Raw genomic sequence first — 19,662 nt, 5'->3', positions numbered from 1 at the left:
GTTTAATCTAAGAATGAAGTTAAAGGGGATGAGGCGGATGCGATCAAGTTCTGTCCTACTGCTCCTAAGCCTGCTTCATAGGCGCGGCGTCCGGCAATGACAGCTTCCTTGAAGGCTATTGCCATTTCTACCGGTTGGCCGGCTACTGCGATGGCTGTATTGACCAGACAGGCGTCCGCACCCATTTCCATCGCTTCGGTGGCATGGCTGGGGGCGCCTATTCCGGCGTCTACTACCACAGGAACGGAAGCTTGTTCGATAATGATGCGCAGGAAGTCACGTGTCTGCAAGCCTTTGTTTGTCCCGATGGGGGCGGCAAGCGGCATGACGGTTGCTGCTCCTGCCTCTTCCAGCCGTTTGCATAATGTAGGATCTGCCTGGCAATAGGGCAATACGACAAAACCTAGTTTGACTAGTTCCTCGGTTGCTTTCAATGTTTCGGTAGAATCTGGCAACAAGTAGCGCGGATCGGGATGAATTTCCAGTTTCAGCCAGTTGGTGCCAAAGGCCTCGCGGGCCATTTGTGCGGCAAAGACGGCTTCTTCGGCTGTGCGCACACCGGAGGTATTGGGCAATAGCTGTATGTGGGGGTGAATGATATGTTTCAGCATATCATCTTCCTTATCGTCCAGTTCAATGCGTTTCATGGCTACGGTTACCATTTCACACCCTGATGCCAGAATGGCTTCTTCCATTACGGTGTTTGAATTGAATTTACCGGTTCCCAGGAATAAACGGGAATTAAATTCTTTTCCAGCTATAATCAGTTTCTTCATTGTATTTTGTGATTTTATTATAAATTCATGATTCGTTTAGTTTCCGCTACCGGGTCTTTCGCCCGGAGTATGGTTCCGCTCAAGGCAATACCGGTGATTCCCGTTTCCATGATGGAAGGGATATCTTCCAAAGTAATTCCCCCGATAGCAACGATGGGCAAATGGATATTTGCCTCTTTCATTTGCAGAATAATGGAACGGTAACCTTCCAGTCCCAGCACTGGAGAGAGATCCTTTTTTGTAGTAGTAAAACGGAACGGGCCACAGCCGATGTAGTCAGCTCCGGCTTTGTAATGCATCTTTACATCGTCAAATGTATTGGCGGTGCCTCCGATGATGAATTCTTTTCCTAATATTCCCCGTGCTTCGGCTACGGGCATGTCCTTTTTTCCTAAATGCACTCCGTCAGCATGAATTTTCTTAACTAACTCCACGTGGTCGTCTATGACAAATGTCGCTCCATAGTCTTTGCATAAGCCTTGCAGGCGTATGGCTTCCCGTTCCACTTCGTCAACGGGAGTGTCTTTCATGCGTAGCTGGATCCAGCGGCAACCGCCTTCCAAGGCCATGCGTGCGGAATCATAATAGGAATATGTGTCGGTGAAGTGAGTGATGAATTGAAGTTCCACGGTCTTATCCTCCACATGCAGCTTTAATGACTACCAGACTGTCATTGGGGTGTAACACACATTTCTCCCACTCTATACGGGGAACCATCCGGTTGTTTACCGCTATGGCGATACCTTTCTCAGGAAGTGCCAGAAAGGTGGAAAGTTCGGCTATGGTGCATCCGTCCTTTACTTCGGTTTCTTTGCTGTTTACTGTCAGTTTCATACTATATCAGTTTATGAATTTACTTGTAAATACAAAGAGTTGCTTTTTGACCGGATGGTATGAGGTAAGAAGTAACAATCCCTTCGGCGGTACTAACCGCATCAGGTTCACAGGGTATAATCTCAGCCCGTCCGCTGTTTACGTGGGGCACCCCTTTGTTTTACGATGGCAAAGATATGGGAAAGAAATGAATAATGCTACAACAGACTGCTTTATTTTTTGTGGAAGAATGTTTTTTTATGATTATCTTGCATTATGCTTGTTTATTCTTGTAAAAGGATGAATGCATATCTGCTGTATCTTTGCATCTTAAAGCAGATTGCCCCGCTCCCTGAATGAATAGGGTGCGAGGCAGCTTTATTATGATGTATAGTTAAGGGTTCTTTTATAGACGTTTTTCTACTACATCCCAGTCAATGATTTCCCATAACTTGTTCACATGATCTGCACGGCGGTTCTGGTAATCCAAATAGTAAGCATGTTCCCATACATCGAAACCCAGCAATGGTTTCAGGCCTGCACGCCACGGGTTGCTTCCGTTTGGCTCTTTGGTGATATGTAGTTTTCCTTGCTTGTCTATAGAAAGCCAAGCCCAGCCCGAACCAAACAGTCCTGTGGAAGCGGCGTTGAATTCTTTCTTGAAGTTTTCAAAGCTTCCGAAGTCCCGGTTGATGGCTTCTGCCAATTTGCCGGACGGTTCATGCTTGTTGGGTTTGGGGGTGAACTGAAGGAAATATAATGTATGGTTCAATACTTGTCCGGCGTTATTGAATATCGCTCCGTCGGGAGCTGATGCAACAATTTCCTCTACGGTCTTTCCTTCAAATTCTGTACTCGGAACCAAAGAGTTCAAATTGTTTACGTATGTTTGTAAGTGCTTGCCATAATGGTAGTCTATAGTAGCCTGACTGATTACAGGTTCGAGTCCGTTGTTTGCATACGGGAGTTTGGGCATTTCGTAAGTCATAACTAATGAAATTAAAGTGGTTAATAATATATTCATTTTTAGTCGAGGTTTTAATTAAACTTCTATCATAATAACATTATTGAGCATAGAATTGTTCTGATAAACTCAAACTTTCTCTATCTTTGCGGGCGAAAGGTGAAATTTATGACGAACTATTTAGAAGAATTGAATGAAAGTCAGCGCAATGCGGTGCTTTACAACGAAGGTCCCTCTTTGGTGATAGCCGGAGCAGGTTCGGGGAAGACACGCGTACTGACTTATAAAATAGCTTATTTACTGGAGCGGGGATATACTCCTTGGTCTATTCTGGCATTGACTTTTACCAATAAGGCTGCTCGTGAAATGAAAGAGCGTATAGCCCGTCAGGTGGGCGATCAGGCACGCTATTTATGGATGGGAACGTTCCATTCCATTTTTTCGCGTATCCTGCGGTGTGAGGCACAGGCTGTCGGCTTTACCTCCAATTTTACCATCTATGATTCTTCAGATTCGAAGAGTTTGATCAAGTCTATTGTAAAAGAAATGCAATTGGATGATAAAACCTATAAACCGGGGGTGATACAGGCGCGTATCAGCAATGCGAAAAACCATTTGGTTTTTCCCGATGCATATGTTTCGAACGCAGAGCTTTATCAGTATGATCTGAATGCCAAAGTACCCGCTACCCGTGATATTTACCGACGATATTGGGAACGTTGTCGCCAAAGCGATGCGATGGATTTTGATGATTTGTTGGTTTATACTTATATGTTATTCCGCGATCATCCCGAAATCTGCCGTAAGTATGCGGAGCAGTTCCGTTATGTGCTGGTGGATGAGTATCAGGATACTAATTTTGCGCAACACAGCATTGTGCTTCAGCTTACCCAAGAACATCAGCGTGTATGCGTAGTGGGGGATGATGCACAAAGTATTTATTCCTTCCGAGGGGCGAATATTGACAATATATTGAAATTTACTCAGCTGTATAAGGGAGCCAAGCTTTTTAAATTGGAGCAGAACTATCGTTCTACCCAGACCATTGTATGCGCGGCAAACAGTTTGATAGAGAAAAATAGCGAGCAGATAAGGAAGGAGGTATTTTCGGAAAAAGCGAAAGGGGAGCCTATCGGAGTTTTCAATGCCTACAGTGATGTGGAGGAAGGGGAGATTGTTGCCAACCAGATTGTGAAACTGCGTTCGCGGGAACATTATTCTTATAATGATTTTGCTATTTTATACCGTACAAATGCTCAGAGCCGTATTTTTGAGGAGGCTTTGCGGAAGCGTGCTTTACCTTATAAGATTTACGGAGGGCTTTCTTTTTATCAACGCAAGGAGATTAAAGATGTTATATCTTACTTCCGTCTGGCGGTAAATCCGAATGATGAGGAGGCTTTTAAGCGGGTGTTGAATTATCCGGCGCGAGGAATCGGGGATACTACGTTGAACAAGGTCATTGATGCGGCTGCACAGCATCATGTCAGTCTTTGGATGGTTTTGGAAGAGCCGTTGGCATACGGCTTGAATATTAACAAGGGTATGCATACTAAATTACAGGGGTTTCGTGAACTGGTAGAAAGTTTTATAGTGGAGGTCCCGAAGAAGAATGCATACGAATTGGGAGCAATGATTGTTCGTCAGTCCGGCATTATGAATGAGATTTATCAGAGCAATGATCCTGAAAATCTGAGCCGTCAGGAGAATATTGAAGAACTGATAAACGGTATGCACGATTTTTGTGCAACCCGTGAAGAAGAAGGGAATGAAAACATCCTGTTGACGGATTTTCTGTCGGAGGTTTCTCTGTTGACAGACCAGGATAACGAGAAAGAGGGGGATGCCGAGAAGATTACCTTGATGACCATTCACTCTGCTAAAGGCTTGGAGTTTAAAAACGTCTTTGTAGTTGGGATGGAAGAGAACTTGTTTCCCAGTGCTTTGTCACTCAATTCGTATAAGGAGCTGGAAGAGGAGCGCCGCTTGTTTTATGTGGCGATTACACGTGCCGAAGAGCATTGCTATTTGTCTTTTGCCAAGAGTCGGTTTAAATATGGAAAGATGGAGTTCAGTAGCCCTAGCCGTTTCTTGAAAGATATTGATGTACATTTCCTGAAGTTACCTCAGGAGGAACAGATGGCCCGGAGAATAGACGAGAGAGCCAGCCGTTTCTGTCGTGAGCAAAATGAACGTGCGGCTCGTTCCTTGTTTGACGAACCTGCTTCTCAGTCTTCTTACGGGCGTTCTTCATCGAACATCTCTGGTGGTCAGAAAACATTTTTAGTTGGAGAAAGACCGAAAGTTGAGATTATTCGTCCCAGTATACCACGTAATTTGACCAAGGTTGGTCCGGAAACGGTCTCAAAGCCGTCCGCAGCGAGAAACTTGTCAGTGAATGTACAGGCAGGGCAGGTGATAGAGCATGAGCGTTTTGGAATAGGCGATGTGATAAAGGTGGAAGGAATTGGTGAGAACAGCAAAGCGACTGTCCGTTTCCGGAATGCCGGAGAAAAACAATTATTACTGAAATTTGCCCGATTCAAAGTTGTGGAATAGAATAAATATTTTAATAGAATTCTGATACAAAAATGATAGATATCCATAAAGTACCTTCTCCATGCTATGTAATGGATGAAGCATTGCTCAGAAAGAATCTGAGTTTGATAAAGAGTGTGGCAGACCGAGCCGGAGTTGAGATCATCTTGGCTTTCAAGTCTTTTGCCATGTGGAAATCATTCCCCATTTTCAGGGAATACATTCGTTATACTACAGCCAGTTCCGTATATGAAGCCCGTTTGGCGTATGAAGAATTTGGCAGTAAGGCCCATACTTATTCTCCGGCATATACGGATACTGATTTTCCGGTTATCATGCGATGCAGCAGTCATATAACCTTTAATTCTTTCAGTCAGTTCCGGCGTTTTTATCCTATGGTTGAGGCCTTTGGAGAAAAGATAACCTGTGGTATCCGCATCAATCCTGAATATTCGGAAGTAGAGGTGGAACTTTATAATCCTTGTGCTCCCGGTACGCGTTTTGGGGTGACGGCCGATTTGCTTCCTGAAACTTTACCGGAGGGCATCGAGGGCTTCCATTGTCATTGTCATTGTGAATCCAGTTCTTATGAATTAGAGCATACTTTGCAGCACATAGAAGAGAAGTTTGCTTCTTGGTTCCCACAAATAAAATGGTTGAATTTGGGAGGGGGACACTTGATGACACGTAAAGATTATGATACGGAGCATCTTATTTCTTTATTAAAAAACTTGAAAGCCCGTTATCCTCATTTGGAGATTATTTTAGAACCGGGTTCGGCTTTTACTTGGCAGACCGGACCTTTGGTAGCTTCTGTTGTCGATATAGTGGAAAACCGGGGGATAAAAACCGCGATTTTGGACGTTAGCTTTACTTGTCACATGCCCGATTGTCTTGAAATGCCTTATCAGCCGGCAGTGCGTGGTGCCAAAACTTTACCAGTCGATGCGATAAAAACAGCTTTAACGGAAGAGAATGTTTACCGTTTGGGTGGAAACAGTTGCTTAAGTGGCGACTATATGGGTAGCTGGTGTTTTGACCATCCGTTACAGATAGGAGAACGCATTGTTTTGGAAGATATGATTCATTACACTATGGTAAAAACAAACATGTTTAATGGAATCCATCACCCTTCTATTGCTATTTGGCATACAGATAATACATTGGAAGTATATAAAGACTTCCGATATGAGGATTATCGTGACCGTATGTCTTGATAGTAAGTAAAAAAAACTTTTGGTTTATATTGACTATGAGGAGTTTGATGAAATAATGTAATAAAAGTACTATAAAAAGTATAGAAAATTTTTGGAAGTTTAGAAAAAAGCACTACCTTTGCATCCGCAATCGGGAAACAGCTGGGAAATAGTTAAAACCGAAAGCGGAAATTGCGGAAATAGCTCAGTTGGTAGAGCATAACCTTGCCAAGGTTAGGGTCGCGAGTTCGAGTCTCGTTTTCCGCTCACATAAATAAAATATTGTGCGTTGTGACAAGAGTGTTACACAGAATGCCCAGGTGGCGGAATGGTAGACGCGCACGTTTCAGGTGCGTGTGTCGAGAGACATGCAGGTTCGAGTCCTGTTCTGGGCACTACACACGAGGTTTTCGTTTTTGGAGGAATGGCGGAATTGGTAGACGCGCCACTTTGAGGGGGTGGTGACAATTATGTCGTGTGAGTTCGAGTCTCATTTCCTTCACGAAGAGAAGATATTTGCGGAAATAGCTCAGTTGGTAGAGCATAACCTTGCCAAGGTTAGGGTCGCGAGTTCGAGTCTCGTTTTCCGCTCACATAAATAAAATATTGTGCGTTGTGACAAGAGTGTTACACAGAATGCCCAGGTGGCGGAATGGTAGACGCGCACGTTTCAGGTGCGTGTGTCGAGAGGCATGCAGGTTCGAGTCCTGTTCTGGGCACCATGTTAGAGGTTTGCGGAAATAGCTCAGTTGGTAGAGCATAACCTTGCCAAGGTTAGGGTCGCGAGTTCGAGTCTCGTTTTCCGCTCAAGAGAAAAGATCAGTGCAGAAGTACATTGATCTTTTTTATTTATCATGGTGTAAATGTTAGAAAACGGAAGAAGGTCAAATCAAAATATTGATATACCCTCCTCCCGCTGTTTTAGTCAAATTATCCGCAATGGAAATATTTATTGACCAATGCCAACATCCCTTCCGGATTATCTTTTAAGTCGTTACGTAAGGTCAGATCGTTATAACTGGTTAATTTGCTGATGATTCCATCAATCATAGTGGGGCTGAACACATTATGTTTTTGGAATATTTCGCGCTGTTGTTGCAAACAGGTTGCGGAAGCTGCACAGCTATCGGGAAGCTGGGCTAATGCCTTCAGTTTGTCTGCATTTTCTTTCTGATGGATATTGACGTTTACGTAAGTTTTTTCTGCAATGTCCAGTGCATTTTCTATTTCAAATCCATGGCGACAGGCTACAGCTAATCCTGCTATCAGTTGGTAGAGATCGGCCGAACCGTCCGGTGACCGCATTTCCACTGTCTGTTTTTGTGTGGTATCATAATGGCTTTCTGTTTCCAGTGGATTGGCAGTCATGCACATGTCTGTTTTAGCTGCCCATCCTAGAGGTACGCGTACCAATACTGAACGGTTGCGGTCACCCCAGCAAATATTAGTTGGCGCTTCCTGATGGGGAACCAGGCGGAAATAAGAAGTAGGATTGGTATTACCGAATGCGGTGATGGATGGAGCAAGTTCCATCATGCCAGCAATAGCTTTGCGTGCTGTTTCTGATAAAACACCTTCTTTCAACATCTGGTTTTGTCCATCTTTCATGATACGCATGTGGATATGCAATCCGGAACCAGCTTTTCCTGTAGTTATTTTAGGTGCGAAAGTAATGTTATAACCATGTTTATAGGCCAGATTACGTATAATCCATTTGGCGATCATCAATTGGTCTGCCGCATCTTCGGCATTGACAGGCAGGAATTCTATTTCATTCTGTTCATATATCATGCCATTCAAGGTAAAATTACCTACTTCGGAATGTCCATATTTTATTTGTCCGCCTGCTTGTGCAATGTAGGCCATGCACTGGGTACGGAAATCATTGAACTTGGCATATGGTGCTGATTCATGATAGCCTTTCTGATCTGTAGCCTCGAACATATTTGTATCCGGAGCAATTACATAGTACTCTAATTCCCCCATAGCCTGAAATTCCATGCCGGTTACTTCATTGAATGCCTTGCATGCTTTGTGTAAGGTATGTTCGGGGGAACTTTCCAATGGCTCTCCATCCTTGTTAAAGAAAGAGCAAAGCATGGAAAGTGTAGGTATCTCGGCCAACGGGTCCAAAAAAGCCGTCCGGAATCGGGGAATTACATACAGATCACTGCTGCCCGCCTCAATGAATGGAAACAGGCTGGAACCGTCCACACGTTCTCCACAAGTCAAGATAGCATCTAGATATGCTTGGTTGTTGATAACGAAATTCAATGTCTTCAGTCGTCCGTCTCCGGCGGGATACATAAAGTTGACCATACGGATGCCATTCTGTTGAATGTATCGTTTTATGTCTTCTTTGGTAAACTCTGCACAAGGTTTTTCTAGAAATGCCACCAATTGGTTGGGGTTCATTATTAATTCTTTATTCATAGCAAAATTGGTTGTTTTTTGTTTGTTATTTGGTTAACTTTCCAAAGATAACAAAAAGTTTTCTGAAAATCCTATGAAAAGTTCATAGATATTTTCTTTCATACTGAGTGATATTCTCTTTATCTTTTTCTGTTTGGGAGAACATCGTTTTATAATTTGTCCTACCTTTGCACCGCTGTTTTAAAATATAAATAAGAGAATCATTATGGAACCGATGCATAAAATTAATAAAGTAGAGGTCCGGAATTTACAGATCGAAGATTACATCCAATTATCACAATCATTCAAGCGGGTGTATGCGGATAAGGATGTGTTTTGGACACACGAGCAAATAGAAACGCTTATCCGGATTTTTCCGGAAGGGCAAGTAGTAACGGTGGTAGACGATAAGATAGTGGGATGTGCTCTTTCTATTATTGTAGACTATGATATGGTAAAGGGAGATCATACCTATGCCAAAGTAACTGGTAATGAAACTTTCTGTACGCATAATCCGGAAGGGAATATTTTGTATGGTATCGAGGTGTTTATCCATCCGGATTATCGCGGTTTGCGTCTGGCACGCCGTATGTATGAGTACCGGAAAGAATTATGCGAGAAACTGAATCTGAAAGCGATCATGTTCGGTGGTCGTATTCCTAATTATTATAAGTATGCGGATACGATGCGTCCTAAGGAATATTTGGATAAGGTGCGTTCCCGTGAGATTTATGATCCGGTATTGACATTTCAGCTTTCCAATGATTTTCATGTGCGTCGTGTCATGAAGAATTATCTTCCCAATGACGAAGAATCCAAGCATTGTGCCACTTTGTTGCAATGGGATAATATTTATTATCAGGAGCCTACGCAGGATTATGTGGATAAGAAAACCACTGTACGTGTAGGGTTAGTGCAATGGCAGATGCGCCCTTATAAAACATTGGATGATGTATTTGAGCAGGTTGAGTTTTTCGTAGATGCCGTTTCCGATTATAAGAGTGATTTTGTTCTTTTTCCGGAATATTTCAATGCGCCGTTGATGGCCAAGTTCAATCATTTGGGAGAAGCCCAGAGCATTCGTGGTTTGGCACAATATACCGAAGAGGTTCGCGACCGTTTTATCAATTTGGCTATCAGTTATAATATTAATATCATTACGGGTAGTATGCCATACGTAAAAGAGGACGGAGGGCTTTATAATGTTGGTTTTTTAGTACGGCGTGACGGCTCATACGAAATGTATGAAAAGGTACATGTCACTCCCGATGAGATAAAGAGTTGGGGCCTCTCGGGCGGTAAGATGGTGCAGACTTTTGATACGGATTGTGCTAAAATTGGTATCTTGATTTGTTATGATGTGGAATTTCCCGAGCTCTCTCGTATCATGGCCGATCAGGGAATGCAGATTCTGTTTGTTCCATTCCTCACCGATACTCAGAACGGTTATTCCCGTGTACGTGTTTGTGCTCAGGCACGGGCAATCGAGAATGAATGTTTTGTCGTTATAGCCGGTAGTGTGGGAAATTTGCCGCGTGTGCACAATATGGATATTCAGTATGCACAGTCTGGAGTGTTTACTCCGTGTGATTTCGCTTTCCCAACTGATGGCAAACGGGCCGAGGCGACTCCGAATACCGAAATGATTTTAGTTTCGGATGTTGATCTGAATCTGTTGAATGAATTGCATACGTATGGCAGTGTGCGCAATTTGCGTGACCGCAGGCATGACCTTTATGAACTGAAGATAAAGAAATAAAAAAATGTTTCATTACGGATTACTCAGGTTAACGCTGGTTTATAGATAAGTGGTTATTATTTTATATTTCCGCCTTACTTTTAAGAATAACCTGTGTTAATCAGAGTGATCCTGTAATGAACTTTGTTATTTCAAAATAAAAGAAGCTACGGGCCATTCTATAACAAACATAGTTTTTCCTTGTCTGCTTTCCTGTAAATAGAAATTGCCCCCATGTCTTTTTATAATCTGCCGGCACAGACTAAGCCCGATACCAGTTCCTTCTGTTTTTGTGGTAAAGAAAGGAACGAATATTTTTTCTTGCAATTCCATAGGGATTCCCCGTCCATTGTCAAGTAGTCTTATATAAAGTTTGTTTGTTACTTCCAGTGTTACTTCTATTTGTCCGTCTGTTTTTCCTTCCAATGATTGCATACTGTTTTTCAGCAGATTTAAAAAAACTTGAGAGAGTTGCTTCTCATCGCCCTCAATATATATATCAGAGGGGGTGCTACGCAGAATGAAATGGATATGAGCATTTTCAAAATCAGATTGTAGTAACAGACCTAGATTGTGCAATGAATTGGTCAGTGAGAATCGCTTCTTTTTCGGTTCCGGCATATACGATAAGCGTCGATATGATTCTGTGAATTCCATCAGTCTTTCGCTTTGTTCACGAATCACTCCAAGTCCTCGTATTACTTTCTCGTCCGTACCGGGGCGCAATGAAAGTGTTTGAGACAGAGAAACAATAGGAGCAATGGTATTCATAATTTCATGAGTAAGCACCCGGGTAAGTTTGTTCCATGACTCACTTTCTTTCTCGTTCAGTTCATTACTGATATCTTTGATAGCCAACAGGGTAATCGTTTCTGAATTTAGTTTCATCCGGTTCATGGATAGTGACAGTTGTTTTTTTGAGTTAGATTGTAAAAGAAAGGAATTTTCCACATTTCCATGGGTTATGAAATCTTTCAAGATCGGATATTGCTCTTCCAATTGGCGGAGGAATATGATTGACTCAACTCCCAGCAAACGTAAGGCTGCACCATTTACAAACAGAACTCTTTTTTCGGAGTTCCACGCTAGCACTCCATTTGGTACTTCTTCCAGTAAAGAGTGATAAAAGTTCTCTTGTACCCGGCTTTGCGATTTCGTTGTGGCAAGCAATTCATTGATTCGGTTTAGTGAATGGCTAAGTGCATTCATTTCTTTATCTGCCGATTGCTCGTTGAACAGTATCATGCTCTCTTTATCTTCCATCGCATCCAAGAATATTCTTATTTTGGCATTGAATTTATTCAATTGTTTTACCAAAGCTCTGATAAAAAAAAGTGAAATAATCAAGAAAAGACAGCCTAGAATAAGGGCGGTATGTGTAATAATAAGTGCGATACCAGCTCCGGCTACAGCAATTATTAATAAGATGTAGCTTAGGATAACCATATATAGATGTTTGCTGAATACCATGATCATCAGAGCTTAAAGCGTTTTATTTTATTGTAAAGTGTCTGGCGGCTGATGCCTAACTGTTCGGCTGTTGCTGTCAGATTTCCATCGTTTTGACGGATGGCTGTTTCTATGGCCTGGCGTTCTACTTCTTCCAGATTAGGAACGGTAGTGGAGAATTGTGGACTCCAGGTTTGTTTTACGAAAATGTCTTTGGAACGGATTACATCTCCTTCACATAAAATAACTGCTTTCTCGATGGTATGTTGCAATTCCCGGATATTTCCCGGCCAATGATAAGAACATAATTTCTCTAAAGCATGTTCATGCAGGAAGATTTCTTTTTTTTCGTATTTAGCAGCATAGCGCTGCATAAAATAATCAATGAACAAATGTATATCTTCCCTCCGTTCGCGTAAAGGCGGGATTTCCAGATGAATAGTATTCAGTCTGTACAATAAATCCTCACGGAAAGTCCCGGAATCCACCATATCCTGAATATTCTTGTTGGTAGCTGAAAGCAGCCGGATATCCACTGGGATTACTTTATTACTGCCGATGCGTGTAATTTTTCGGTTTTGTAATACGGTGAGCAACTTTGCCTGCATGGCTAAAGGGAGATTTCCTATTTCATCCATAAACAGGGAACTGCCGGATGCCGCTTCAAACTTTCCCGGCCGGCTCTCGTAGGCATCGGTAAAAGAACCGCGCTCATGCCCGAACAGTTCACTTTCGAATAAAGATTCACTGATTGCTCCCATATCTACCGTTACCATAGAATGTTCCTTTCGTGTGGAAAACCGGTGTATTTCCTGTGCCAGCATTTCTTTTCCTGTTCCGTTTTCTCCGGTAATCAATATATTGGCATCTGTGCGTGCCACTTTCACTACTATCTTCATTAACTGCTGCATGGCAGGTGATGTTCCCACAATCATCGGTGATTTGTTTCTATCGGGGATTCTGTTTTTCCTTTTCTTACCGCTTCCAAAAGCATCTTTTATTTTGCGCACTAAGGTCCGGTTATCCCAAGGTTTCAACAAAAAATCAGTTGCATCATTCTTTAAAGCCTTTACTGCCAGTTCTACATCCCCGTATGCTGTAAGCATGACTACTGGTAGTGCAGGAGCTATCTCACGGATTCGTTTCAGCCAATATAACCCTTCGTTGCCGTTATTGATTCCTGCCGAGAAATTCATATCAAGAATAATCACATCTATCGGAGAGGTATTTATGATAGATATGATTTGATTCGGATGATGGGCTGTCTTTATTTCGCTGAACTCCGTTTCCAGTAATAATTCCAGTGAGGCCAATACTCCTTTATTATCATCTACTATTAAAATCGTTCCTTTTTCCATCTCATTTTTGCTTTCAGAGGCTAAAGGTATCTGCTTTTGATTGTTTCTGCAAATGAGGCGTCCAATTATTGGACGTTTTTTATTATTTTCTGTAATGCTTTTATTTATCATAACGGTGACTTGACATTGGAATGTGTCTTCAGTCCGTGTTGTCAGCGTTCCAATATCTTCCTTGGTTCGTTCTGGTTTTATAGTGTTTATAATTTGGACGTTATACCGTCTAAAATTTGGACAGCTAATTTATATTTTATTTTGTAACTGGTTGATTATTAATGTTCTGATCTTCTTGGCATATCGTTTGCTTCCTATTCTGTGTTTAAATTAAAATGCAATGAGAAATAACTTGATAATTGTGTGTTTGTTGTCCGGTCTGTCTTTGCCTGTATGTGGGCAAAGTACACTGGACGATTGCATACGTTATGCTTGGAAACATAATCCTGGTTTCAAGAATGTCCAAATAGACGTAAAGAAAGCACGAACAGACTATGTGGCTGCTATGGGTAAATTTCTTCCTTATGTTTCAGTACAGGCGGAAGTGGGCAGGCATATCGGACGTTCTGTCGATCCGGATACTAATGAATATACAGCCGATTCATATAATCAAGGAACTATAGGAATGGATATAACTCTTTCTTTATTCGAAGGATTTGCCCGGATCAATCGTTTGCGATATACGCATTGGACTAAAAAAGAGAAGGAGTGGGATCATCTGGCAAAGAAAAATGATTTGGCTTATCGGGTAGCTGAGGCTTATTATAAAGCGGTATTGGATAAAAAGCTTTCAGAACTGGCAGCTGAACAGCTTCGTTTGGGAGAACGTTATCTGAAACAGACGGAAGCTTTTGTAGAACTGGGGTTGAAATCGCTTTCGGACTTGCAGGAAGTAAAAGCGCGTCATCAAGGAGATGTGTTCAGAGAGCGTATGTATGAAAAAAATCGTCAGATGTCCTTTCTTTATTTAAAGGAAATACTGGGTATGAAAGAGGGCGATGTTTTGTCTGTTTCTTTATCAGTTAGTGAGGATACGCTCTTGTTAATGCCTCAAGTAGAGGTAGAAGAAGTCTATTTACGGTCCGTACACGTACTGCCGGATTATAAACGGATGGAAATGTGGGAACGTGCTGCTCGTAAGGAGTATGCTGTGACCCTTGGACAGTTCAGCCCGACTATCTTCGCCCGTTTCTCATGGGGATCTGATTTTTATAATTCCTTGTTCTCGTTACATCAATTGCGTGACCATTGGAATAAATATATAGGAGTAGGTATTTCATTCCCTATTCTTAGCGGATTAGATCGGAATGCCGGAATAAGGAAGAAGAAATTGAACTTGCAACGGGTGCGGAACAGCATAGAGGAAGAGAAATTACATTTACGTAATGAAACGGAACGAATTGTACTTTCATTACATTCGGGATGGGAAGAGCATCGACAGGCTTCCCTGCAGGTAAAAGCAGAAACGCAAGTGCTGAAAGAAACGGAACGGAAGTGGGAGGAAGGGCTTGTTTCCGTGTTTCAGTTGATGGAAGCACGAAATCGCCTGCTTGTCGCTAAAGCGGAAAAAATAAGAGTGCGTTTGCAGTACGAACTGACATCGCGACTAACTATGTATTATCGGACAGGAAGTTTTATTAACCATTAAAAAATATGGACACACTAATTGAACGTAAAAAGCGTTTCACTCCCAGGCGGATTTATGGAGGTGCGGGAGTATTATTCATATTGGTATTCGTTTTTTATTTTATTTTTCGTGATACCGGTTCCTCCATGACCATTGACAAGAGCCGTATCACTATCGCTACAGTTACAGAAAATGAGTTTAATGATTATGTCCGTGTGATTGGACAAGTACTTCCCAGCCGCATGATTTACCTCGATGCTATAGAAGGCGGAAGAGTGGAGGAACGCCTTCATGAAGAGGGAGCGATGGTAAAGAAAGGGGATGTGATTCTGCGCCTGAGTAATCCTCTGCTGAATATCGGTATCATGCAAAGTGAAGCAGATCTGGCTTATCAGGAAAACGAGTTGCGTAATACTCGTATAAGTATGGAGCAGGAACGGTTGAGTCTGAAGCAGGATCGTATCGGTATTCAGAAAGAATTCATTATAAAGAAACGTCGTTACGGACAATACAAGCGGCTGATGGAGGGGCAATTGATAGCGAGGGAGGACTATCTCCAAGCTACGGAGGAATATGAAGCGGTAAAAGAACAATTGTCGGTATTGGATGAGCGGATCCGTCAAGATAGTTTGTTTCGTTTGACTCAGATAAGCAGTTTGGACGAGAATATAATGAATATGAAACGAAGTTTGGCATTGGTACGAGAACGTCTTGAAAACCTGAAAGTGAAAGCTCCTATAGACGGGCAAGTGGGTAATCTTGAAGCACAAATCGGGCAATCCATTTCTGCCGGGGAACATATCGGTCAGATTATTACTGCTGATCTGAAGGTACAGGCATTAATTGATGAGCATTATGTGGAGCGTGTCGTCCAAGAGCTTCCCGCTGACTTTACCCGTGATGGAGAAAATTATAAGTTGGAAGTAACCAAAGTGTATCCTGAAGTGAAAGACGGGCAGTTTCGTACAGATTTCCGTTTCACGACAGGGCGTCCCGAAAACATTCGGGCGGGACAAACTTATCATATCAATCTTCAGTTGGGGGATCCTGTCAAAGCTGTTCTGATTCCTCGGGGAGGTTTTTTTCAAATTACCGGAGGACGATGGATATATGTTGTGGATGAAAGTGGTAAATTTGCCGTCAGACGTCCTATCAAGATTGGCAGGCAGAATCCTCAGTTTTATGAAGTGACTGACGGGCTGGCTTCCGGTGAGAAAGTTATTATTTCCGGTTACGAGCTGTTTGGAGATAATGAGAAACTGATTTTAAACGAATAAAAAACACGTAAGAATGATTAAAGTAGAAAACCTCTCTATGTTGTTCAGCACCGAGGAAGTGCAGACCAAAGCATTGAATGAAGTAACTTTCGAAATTGAAAAGGGAGAATTTGTCGCTATCATGGGGCCGTCCGGTTGTGGAAAATCTACCTTGTTGAATATACTTGGAACATTAGATACCCCTACTTCGGGCTCCTATCTCTTTGAAGGAAAGCGAGTGGATAAAATGAATGAAAACCAGCTGACCGCTCTCCGAAAAGGAAATATCGGTTTCATCTTCCAAAGCTTTAATTTGATTGATGAACTGACTGTATATGAGAATGTTGAACTCCCATTGGTGTATCTTAATATAAAGCCGACAGAACGTAACAGGCGGGTAAAAGAAGTGCTTGAAAAAGTGAATATGCTGCATCGCGCCAATCATCTGCCACAACAGTTATCAGGTGGACAGCAGCAACGTGTGGCCATAGCCCGTGCCGTAGTTACCAATGCCAGGCTTTTGCTGGCGGATGAGCCGACAGGTAATTTGGACTCTACCAATGGGGTGGAAATTATGGAACTGCTTAGTACACTGAACAAACAGGGGACCACCATCATCATTGTTACCCATTCACAGCGTGATGCTGCTTATGCACATCGTATAATCCGTTTGCTGGATGGTAAAATTATTGCCGAGAATCGTAACCGCCCTATGGAATCTGACAGCAAAATTGAAATTTTATGATTATACAAAATTATTGGAATAGCGTTTGGCGTAATCTGATGAAGAGGAAAGGTTTCAGCTTCATCAATATCTTTGGCTTGGCTGTAGGCATGGCATCAGCTTTATTGATATTTACTTACGTTGCTTTTGAATTTAGTTTTGACAAAATGCATAGTAAGAGTGAACGGATTTATCGTGTGCAAAGTACTTTTCATGAGGGGGAAGTTCTGACGGATGATTGGGCGACCAGTTCATTCGGATATGGTTCGGCCATGCAGGAAAATCTGGCGGGAATTGAGGATTATACTCGTGTAGGATGTATTATCCAACCGGAGCAATTGGTAAAATATGGCGAATTATGTCTGCGCGAGAATGGGATAGCATACGCTGATCCTGGCTTTTTCCGTTTGTTTGATTTTGAATTGTTGAAAGGTGACCGCGCTTCTTGTCTTTCCATGCCATGTCAGGTAGTGATTACGGAACGGATTGCCCGCAAATATTTCAGAGATGAAGACCCTGTCGGGAAGATACTTATTTTTAACAGCAATATGGGGAAGGTGTCTTGTGAGGTAACTGGAGTCATGAAAGAAATGCCTTCTAATTCGCATATACATTATAATTTTCTTTTATCATATGCCACCTTACCTAAATGGGTACAGGAGTATTGGTACAAACATGAAGCCTATACATATGTATTGCTGGATTCGCCCGAGCGCAAAGAAGAGATAGAACGTGCTTTTCCTCAATTGGCCGAGAAGTATAAAACTGAAGAGGCATTGAAAAACAAGACTTGGGGGGTGCGGTTGGAGCCATTGGAGAAGATTCATCTCAATCCTCAATTAGGTTATGAGGCCGAGTTGAAAGGAAACCATTCGGCCATCATCGCGTTGATTTTCGGAGCTATTGCTATTTTGATTATTGCTTGGATCAATTATATAAATCTGACAGTTGCCCGTTCTATGGAGCGTGCCAAAGAGGTAGGAGTGCGCAGGGTAGTGGGAGCTTTCCCGAAACAGCTTGTTGGTCAGTTTCTATTTGAAGCATTTGTAATGAATTTGATCGCTTTTATCATTGCGTTAGGATTGATCGAACTATTACTTCCTTCCTTCAATCAGTTGGTAGGACGTACTATTACTTTCTCTGTATGGTTTACGGAATATTGGGGGGGCGGGGTTCTATTGCTTTTTATAGTCGGTATTTATATTTCCGGTTACTATCCTGCCCGCGCATTGTTGCGTAAGAAGCCGATTGTTTTACTGAAAGGTAAATTCCAAAATAGCCGTTCCGGAGAAAATACACGTAAAATATTGGTCATAGTACAATATACGGCATCCATGATATTGCTTTGTAGTACATTAATTGTGTTTGCACAACTCAGCTATATGCGTCGGCAGTCTTTGGGAGTAAAGACTGACCAGATTTTGGTAATCAAGTTTCCCGGGCCTACTGAGGGTATGAAAACAAAGATGGAGTCTATGCGGAGAGCTATCAAGAAATTGCCATTGGCGTCGAAAGTAACTTGTTCCGGGGCGGTACCGGGTGAAGAGGTGGCCATGTTCCTGTCCAATCATCGGGCACATGATGCGTTGAAGCAAAACCGGTTGTACGAGATGCTGAGTTGTGACCCTGACTATATAGATGCATACGGACTGGAGGTGGTAGCCGGACGGGGTTTTTCCGAGGAATATGGGGACGATGTGAATAAATTGGTTATCAACGAAACGGCTGCCCGTATGTTAGGATATGTGGATAATGATGATGCCATTGGTGAGGAAATAGCTGTTGAAACGCTAGGAGAGCCCATGCAGGTAATCGGGGTAGTGAAGGATTATCATCAGCAAGCGTTGAATAAAGGTTATACAGGGGTAATGCTTTTCCATAAAGATAAGATTGACTGGATTCCTCAGCGTTATATTTCGGTTGTGATGAAACCGGGTGATCCTTCGGAATTAGTATCACAGATAGGAGAAATATGGAATAATTATTTTGCGGATTCCAGTTTTGATTATTTCTTCCTCGACCAGTTCTATGACCGGCAGTACCGTCAGGATGAGGCTTTCGGCGTATTGATGGGAGGTTTTACCGGATTGGCTATTTTTATCTCCTGCTTAGGTTTATGGGTGTTGGTTATGTTCTCTTGTGCCGTCCGTACCAAGGAGATGGGTATCCGGAAAGTATTGGGGGCATCTCGTTGGAATCTGTTTTATCAGTTGGGTAAAGGTTTCTTTATTCCTATTATTATCGCTATTCTGATTGCGTTGCCTGTGGCATGGGGCAGCATGAATGCATGGTTGGCTCATTATCCGTTCCGAACAGAATTGAAAGTGTGGTTCTTTCTGCTTCCTGTGGTCTTGATGTTGTTGATTTCTTTTCTGACTGTAGCAGGACAAACCATAAAGGTTGTTTATAGTAAACCCGCTCGGTCATTGAAATATGAATAATGGAATATAAGATATCCGTGGTTAGTAATTCATTTACAAGGAATATCATTTAAAACCAATATAAATTATCGTACCAGTTCATTATGGCAGATCAATACTGATAAACTTTGAAAACCTTTTGAATTTTTCTACAAAACTAATTTTGCGTCTAAAATTATTTTATTAATTTTACAGCGTTTTTAAGGAGAGTCTAACTCTCTATAGTTACAAATGAGCGATGAGAAAGGGTGCCTTGGTGGCATCCTTTCTCTTTTGTAGTGTGTTTTTGTATAATTTATATTGTATTTTACTTATGTCACGATTATGTGAAATCACGATACATCTTTTGTATTTCCGTTTCTTTTACTTTTATCAGACTTAATCGTTTTTCTTGCATTAA

Annotated in this window: 14 protein-coding genes, 6 tRNA genes and 1 riboswitch; of the genes, 13 read left to right on the top strand and 7 right to left on the bottom strand. The window is 42.1% G+C overall.

Translation table 11 applies throughout. The annotated features are described in order from the left end of the window. Positions 1-2: 2 nt before the first annotated feature. The 4 genes from BVU_RS17785 to BVU_RS17765 form a co-directional block, all read right to left on the bottom strand. Positions 3-776: a thiazole synthase gene (locus BVU_RS17785; RefSeq protein ID WP_005852753.1), complete on the bottom strand. Its 774-nt coding sequence runs from the start codon at positions 774-776 to the stop codon at positions 3-5. 17 nt (positions 777-793) lie between these two features. Further along, positions 794-1,420 (bottom strand): thiamine phosphate synthase, encoded by a 627-nt coding sequence (locus BVU_RS17780; RefSeq protein ID WP_012055758.1) that lies wholly within the window; start codon positions 1,418-1,420, stop codon positions 794-796. Next, positions 1,410-1,610 carry a sulfur carrier protein ThiS gene (gene thiS / locus BVU_RS17775; RefSeq protein WP_005852752.1) on the bottom strand — a complete coding sequence of 67 codons (201 nt, stop codon included), beginning with the start codon at positions 1,608-1,610 and terminating at the stop codon, positions 1,410-1,412. The genes BVU_RS17780 and thiS overlap by 11 nt, the downstream gene beginning before the upstream one ends. A gap of 61 nt (positions 1,611-1,671) precedes the next feature. Further along, a riboswitch (TPP riboswitch) is annotated at positions 1,672-1,775 on the bottom strand. Between the two features lie 220 nt (positions 1,776-1,995). Then, positions 1,996-2,613 (bottom strand): superoxide dismutase, encoded by a 618-nt coding sequence (locus BVU_RS17765; protein WP_005852751.1) that lies wholly within the window; start codon positions 2,611-2,613, stop codon positions 1,996-1,998. A gap of 108 nt (positions 2,614-2,721) precedes the next feature. Here BVU_RS17765 and BVU_RS17760 point away from each other — a divergent pair, with 108 nt between their 5' ends. The 8 genes from BVU_RS17760 to BVU_RS17725 all read left to right on the top strand — a co-directional run bounded on the left by BVU_RS17760 (position 2,722) and on the right by BVU_RS17725 (position 7,094). After that, entirely contained in the window at positions 2,722-5,112 is a 2,391-nt protein-coding gene (locus BVU_RS17760; protein ID WP_005852749.1) for an ATP-dependent helicase, read from the top strand. Positions 5,113-5,144: 32 nt separating this feature from the next. Then, a complete protein-coding gene (gene nspC, locus BVU_RS17755) occupies positions 5,145-6,308 on the top strand; it encodes a carboxynorspermidine decarboxylase (protein WP_005852747.1) in 1,164 nt (387 codons plus the stop codon). Positions 6,309-6,481: 173 nt separating this feature from the next. Then, positions 6,482-6,554: transfer RNA gene (locus tag BVU_RS17750), tRNA-Gly, on the top strand. A 47-nt stretch (positions 6,555-6,601) separates the two neighbouring features. After that, a tRNA-Leu gene (locus tag BVU_RS17745) sits at positions 6,602-6,682 on the top strand. 23 nt (positions 6,683-6,705) lie between these two features. Continuing rightward, positions 6,706-6,789: transfer RNA gene (locus tag BVU_RS17740), tRNA-Leu, on the top strand. A 16-nt stretch (positions 6,790-6,805) separates the two neighbouring features. After that, positions 6,806-6,878: transfer RNA gene (locus tag BVU_RS17735), tRNA-Gly, on the top strand. 47 nt (positions 6,879-6,925) lie between these two features. Further along, positions 6,926-7,009 (top strand) — tRNA-Leu (locus tag BVU_RS17730). Positions 7,010-7,021: 12 nt separating this feature from the next. Continuing rightward, positions 7,022-7,094 (top strand) — tRNA-Gly (locus tag BVU_RS17725). Positions 7,095-7,217: 123 nt separating this feature from the next. Here the strand turns inward: BVU_RS17725 and BVU_RS17720 are convergent. Continuing rightward, positions 7,218-8,720 carry a glutamine synthetase family protein gene (locus BVU_RS17720; RefSeq protein WP_012055757.1) on the bottom strand — a complete coding sequence of 501 codons (1,503 nt, stop codon included), beginning with the start codon at positions 8,718-8,720 and terminating at the stop codon, positions 7,218-7,220. 205 nt (positions 8,721-8,925) lie between these two features. On the opposite strand from BVU_RS17720, the gene BVU_RS17715 reads away from it, so the two are divergent. Beyond that, positions 8,926-10,458 (top strand): carbon-nitrogen hydrolase family protein, encoded by a 1,533-nt coding sequence (locus BVU_RS17715; RefSeq protein ID WP_005842418.1) that lies wholly within the window; start codon positions 8,926-8,928, stop codon positions 10,456-10,458. A gap of 126 nt (positions 10,459-10,584) precedes the next feature. Here the strand turns inward: BVU_RS17715 and BVU_RS17710 are convergent, their stop codons facing one another. Both BVU_RS17710 and BVU_RS17705 read right to left on the bottom strand, forming a co-directional pair. Then, positions 10,585-11,907 carry a sensor histidine kinase gene (locus BVU_RS17710; protein ID WP_041174580.1) on the bottom strand — a complete coding sequence of 441 codons (1,323 nt, stop codon included), beginning with the start codon at positions 11,905-11,907 and terminating at the stop codon, positions 10,585-10,587. 5 nt (positions 11,908-11,912) lie between these two features. Then, positions 11,913-13,244, bottom strand: coding sequence for a sigma-54-dependent transcriptional regulator (locus tag BVU_RS17705; RefSeq protein WP_012055755.1), 1,332 nt, complete (start codon positions 13,242-13,244; stop codon positions 11,913-11,915). Positions 13,245-13,575: 331 nt separating this feature from the next. Here BVU_RS17705 and BVU_RS17700 point away from each other — a divergent pair, with 331 nt between their 5' ends. From BVU_RS17700 to BVU_RS17685, 4 genes are read left to right on the top strand one after another with little or no spacing between them, the layout of a single operon-like run. After that, positions 13,576-14,883, top strand: a complete 1,308-nt coding sequence (locus BVU_RS17700) for a TolC family protein (RefSeq protein ID WP_012055754.1) — start codon at positions 13,576-13,578, stop codon at positions 14,881-14,883. Between the two features lie 5 nt (positions 14,884-14,888). Next, positions 14,889-16,139, top strand: a complete 1,251-nt coding sequence (locus tag BVU_RS17695) for an efflux RND transporter periplasmic adaptor subunit (protein WP_005842425.1) — start codon at positions 14,889-14,891, stop codon at positions 16,137-16,139. 13 nt (positions 16,140-16,152) lie between these two features. Further along, entirely contained in the window at positions 16,153-16,863 is a 711-nt protein-coding gene (locus BVU_RS17690; protein WP_005842427.1) for an ABC transporter ATP-binding protein, read from the top strand. Beyond that, positions 16,860-19,283 (top strand): ABC transporter permease, encoded by a 2,424-nt coding sequence (locus BVU_RS17685; protein WP_005842429.1) that lies wholly within the window; start codon positions 16,860-16,862, stop codon positions 19,281-19,283. The genes BVU_RS17690 and BVU_RS17685 overlap by 4 nt, the downstream gene beginning before the upstream one ends. Positions 19,284-19,662 lie beyond the last annotated feature (379 nt).

The organism is Phocaeicola vulgatus ATCC 8482 (assembly GCF_000012825.1).
Lineage (GTDB): Bacteria > Bacteroidota > Bacteroidia > Bacteroidales > Bacteroidaceae > Phocaeicola > Phocaeicola vulgatus.
Note: the sequence above shows the minus strand (reverse complement) of the source record. Positions and strands in the feature narration are given on the sequence as shown.